Origin of the sequence: uncultured Allobosea sp. (assembly GCF_945956895.1) — a bacterium.
Taxonomy (GTDB): Bacteria; Pseudomonadota; Alphaproteobacteria; order Rhizobiales; family Beijerinckiaceae; genus Allobosea.
The window spans coordinates 1-3,149 of record NZ_CAMFJF010000153.1; the positions used below are offsets into that span (position 1 = coordinate 1).

The 3,149-nt window shown below is 67.2% G+C and carries 3 protein-coding genes and 1 tRNA gene; all 4 read right to left on the minus strand.

Translation table 11 applies throughout. The annotated features are described in order from the left end of the window. Position 1 precedes the first annotated feature (1 nt). The 4 genes from Q0Q02_RS23630 to Q0Q02_RS23645 all read right to left on the minus strand — a co-directional run bounded on the left by Q0Q02_RS23630 (position 2) and on the right by Q0Q02_RS23645 (position 3,073). Positions 2–77: transfer RNA gene (locus tag Q0Q02_RS23630), tRNA-Thr, on the minus strand. 90 nt (positions 78–167) lie between these two features. Next, on the minus strand, positions 168–1,106 hold the full coding sequence (locus Q0Q02_RS23635) for a prephenate/arogenate dehydrogenase family protein (RefSeq protein WP_293813259.1): 939 nt from the start codon (positions 1,104–1,106) through the stop codon (positions 168–170). 5 nt (positions 1,107–1,111) lie between these two features. After that, on the minus strand, positions 1,112–2,212 hold the full coding sequence (hisC, locus tag Q0Q02_RS23640) for a histidinol-phosphate transaminase (protein ID WP_293813262.1): 1,101 nt from the start codon (positions 2,210–2,212) through the stop codon (positions 1,112–1,114). 27 nt (positions 2,213–2,239) lie between these two features. Next, positions 2,240–3,073 carry a chorismate mutase gene (locus Q0Q02_RS23645; protein ID WP_293813261.1) on the minus strand — a complete coding sequence of 278 codons (834 nt, stop codon included), beginning with the start codon at positions 3,071–3,073 and terminating at the stop codon, positions 2,240–2,242. Positions 3,074–3,149: the final 76 nt, after the last annotated feature.

Sequence of the window (3,149 nt, forward strand, 5' to 3'; positions counted from 1 at the left end):
GTGGTGCCGCTTGAGGGATTCGAACCCCCGACCCCCTCATTACGAATGAGGTGCTCTACCAGCTGAGCTAAAGCGGCAACGGGTGGCGCTGTACCAGCAGGCGGAGGGCTTGGCAAGCCAATCTCGACGTCATGCACATCGCCCTCACCCAGCTTCGCACGGCTACCTCAATCCTTGCGCAACTTCTCCGTCTCCGGCTTCTCCTGGCCGAGCGCGACGATGCCGCGACGGATCGCGCGGGTGCGGGTAAAGTGCTTGTGCAAGGTCTCGCCGTCGCCATAGCGGATGGCGCGGGTCAGCAAGGCGAGGTCCTCATTGAAGCGGCCGAGCATCTCCAGCACGGCCTCCTTGTTGTGCAGGAAGACATCGCGCCACATCGTCGGGTCGGAGGCCGCGATGCGAGTGAAGTCGCGAAAACCGCCGGCGGAGAACTTGATCACCTCGGACTGCGTCACCGCCTCCAGATCCTCGGCCGTCCCGACGATGTTGTAGGCGATGAGATGCGGCAGATGGCTGGTGACGGCGAGCACGAGGTCATGGTGCTGCGCGCTCATCACCTCGACCAGCGCGCCCATCCCCTCCCAGAACTGGCGCGTCCTGGCGACGGCCGCCGCGTCCGTGCCTTCCGGCGGGGTCAGGATGCACCAGCGGTTGAGGAAGAGGCTCGGAAAGCCGGAATCGGGGCCGGAATTCTCCGTGCCCGCGACCGGATGGGCCGGCACGAAGGCGACGCCTTCCGGCAGATGCGGCAGGACCGTATCGACGACGGAGCCCTTGACCGAGCCGACATCGGAGACGATCGCGCCCGGCTTCAGGTTCGACGCGATCTCGGCCGCGACCGGCCCGCAGGCGCCGACCGGCACGCAGAGGATGACGTGATCGGCATCATGGGCCGCCTCCGCCGCCGTCTCTGCGACCGCATGGCCGAGGCCGAGCTCGCGCGCCCGCTGGCGGACGGCTTCGTCGCGATCGGCCAGCACGATCGTGCCGGCGAGGTTCAGCTCCTTCGCCGCGCGCGCGATCGAGGAGCCGATCAGCCCGATGCCGATGATGGCGAGACGGGCGAAGACCGGCGTGGGCCGGCGCGGCGCGAAGCTTTCCGCCATCGCGGTCACGCCTTGAGGAAATCGGCGAGCGCGGCGACGACGAGGCGGTTCGCCTCTTCGCTGCCGATGGTCATGCGCAGCGCGTCCGGCAGGCCATAGCCACCGACGGCGCGCAGGATGAGGCCGCGCTGGGTCAGGAAGGCATCGGCCTCCTTGGCGGTCTTGCCCGGCGTCCTGGTGAAGTGGATCAGCACGAAATTGCCGACCGAAGGCGTGACGGTCAGGCCGAGCTTCTCCAGCTCCGCCGTGGTCCAGGCCAGCCACTTCTCATTGTGCTCAAGGGCGGCAGCGACATGCGCCTCGTCGGCGACGGCGGCGGCACCGGCCTCGATCGCAGCGCCGTTGACGTTGAACGGGCCGCGGATGCGCTCGAGCGCGTCGATGATATGAGCCGGCGCATACATCCAGCCGATGCGCAGATTGGCGAGGCCATAGATCTTCGAGAAGGTGCGGGTCATCACGACATTCTCGCTCTCGGCGACGAGCTCGATGCCGGAAGCGTAGTCGTTGCGGCGGACATATTCGGCGTAGGCCGCATCGAGCACGAGCAGGACATGCGGCGGCAGGCCGGCCTGCAGGCGCTTGACCTCGTCGAAGGGCAGATAGGTGCCGGTCGGGTTGTTGGGATTGGCGAGGAAGACGATCTTCGTCTTCGGCGTCACCGCGGCGAGGATGCCGTCGACATCGGCGGTGTAGTTCTTCTCGGGCACCACGACCGGCTTGCCGCCCATGGCGAGAATGGCGATGCGATAAACCAGGAAGCCGTACTGGCTGTAGATGCCCTCGTCGCCCGCGCCGAGATAAGCCTTGGTGACGAGCTCCAGCAATTCATCCGAACCGTTGCCGCAGATGATCCGCGCTGGGTCGAGGCCGTAGCGGCCGGCGATCGCCTGCTTGAGCTTGGTCGACGTGCCGTCGGGATAGAGCTCCAGCTTGGCGGCAAGGCCTTCGAAAGCCGCGATCGCCTTCGGGCTCGGACCGAGCGGGGTCTCGTTGGAGGAGAGCTTGTGCAGCTTCACGCCGGCAGGCGCAGCGGATTTTCCGGGAACATAGGCCTCGATATCGAGGACGCCGGGACGCGGGGTGGGACGGGTCGCCATGACGATTGACCTTGCAGCAGGAAGCCAGCCCGTTCAGCGGGCGGATTTGACGGAGAAGCGGGCGGCGTGGCTGCCGATTTCGGCGAAATCGCTGAGGCCGGCCGGCACCAAGGCCTGGCGGATCGCGGCCTGATCGACCTCGCCGGAGGCAGCGACCAGCAGCGAGAGATGCGAGCCGTCGGCGGCCGAGGCCGAGACCTCGGCCAGGTGCTCGGCGAGGCCGTGTCGCAACGCCTCGGACCAGCGCTCGACGCGGGCAGCGTAGAGCACGATCTCGCGCACGGCAGCGTCGGCCAGCGGCTTGGCGATGCAATAGACCGGTGTTCCCGCAGGATGGTTCGGTCGCTCGACGAAGGGCAGACGCGCGATGATCTTCGGCGCATCCGGCCCGATCAGGTCACGCCACCAGATGCCGGCGCTGGCGCCCTGGTCCATGCGGAAGATGCCGAGATCGCCGGCCGATTCCGCGACCGCGCGGATAACGGAGCGGGCATCCTCATGCGGGATGTAAGGCACGGTGAAACCGAAATGGAAGCGGGCGGAATCGCGCATCGCCGCATCGCCGCCGGAAATGTCTGCATGGACCGAATAGTTCGCCTGCACATAGGTGAAAGTGGCGATGATGATGCGCCAGACGCTCTCGACGGTGTCGAGCGGCAGCAGGCCCTTATGGCTCAGCGCCAGCCGCTTCATGATGTCCGCCTCGCGGCCGGGGCGGAAGGCGGAGCCGGAGGCCTGCGTCTTCTTGATCGAGATCAGCGTCTCGATCACCTGCGAGCGCTCCATCAGCAGCGCATGCATCGCGCTGTCGATGCGGTCGATCTCACCGCGCAGATCGGCGAGGGACGTGGGGGCGGCTTCGGTCATGGGCAACGCGCTTTCCGGCAAGGCCACGCTCCTTAGCGCTCCCGCCGCGCCTTGGCAAAGCCGGCCGCGCAGTCCC

Bases quoted from the DNA above. Each gene is read 5' to 3' on its own strand.
- Q0Q02_RS23635 (WP_293813259.1), bottom strand. From the start codon at position 1,106: ATGGCGGAAAGCTTCGCGCCGCGCCGGCCCACGCCGGTCTTCGCCCGT.
- Q0Q02_RS23645 (WP_293813261.1), bottom strand. From the start codon at position 3,073: ATGACCGAAGCCGCCCCCACGTCCCTCGCCGATCTGCGCGGTGAGATC.